This window comes from Pseudomonas sp. LB-090624 (genome assembly GCF_003205205.1).
GTDB lineage: Bacteria > Pseudomonadota > Gammaproteobacteria > Pseudomonadales > Pseudomonadaceae > Aquipseudomonas.
This window is the reverse complement of the sequence record NZ_QJRL01000082.1, coordinates 1-723: the sequence shown is the minus strand read 5'-3', so window position 1 is coordinate 723 and position 723 is coordinate 1. Positions and strand designations below refer to the sequence as shown.

1 protein-coding gene is annotated in these 723 nt (G+C 58.1%); it reads left to right on the top strand.

Annotated elements, in window-relative coordinates:
- On the top strand, positions 1-723 hold a 723-nt coding region (locus DMX11_RS25815), incomplete at both ends, for an immunoglobulin-like domain-containing protein (protein WP_146230389.1).

Genomic DNA, 723 nt, shown 5'->3' with positions numbered 1-723 from the left:
CCCTGACGGCGAACCCGTCGGTGACCGAGGGTGGCGTGATCACCTACACCGTGACTCTGAGCAACCCGGCTCAGACTCCGGTAACCGTGACCCTGTCCAATGGCCAGACCATCACCGTTGAAGCCGGTAAGACCCAGGGCAGCGTTGACTTCCAGACCCCGGCGAACGACGTCTACAACAATGGCTCGACCGTCAGCACCACCATTACCGGCGCAACCGGCGGCAACTTCGAACAGTTGACCCCGAATCCGACTCCGGCTTCGACCGTCATCAATGACAGCATTGATACCGTCACTGTAAGCATCGTCAGCAATGGCAATGTGACAGAAGACCAGCAGCCTTCCTTCACTGTGAAGGTAAGCCAGGCGCTGGACCGGCCATTGACTGTAACCTTGTCGAACGGCGACACCGTGACCATTGAGGCCGGTAAAACCGAAGTCGAGTACAAAACCTCGCCTCAGGGCGATGACGTATACAACGATGCTGGCTCCATCACCCTCGGGGTCACCGACGCTACTGTTCCCGGTGCCACTTTTGAGAAACTGGCCTTGGGTAGCCCGGCTACCGTTCAAATCTCGGATACCCTCAGCGAGGTTGTGGCCAAGCTGACTGCAACACCTTCGGTGACCGAAGGTGGTGAGATCACCTACACCATCACCCTGACCAACAAAGATGGTCTGCCGATCAACAACCACAGCGCCCTGACCTTCACGCTGAGCGACG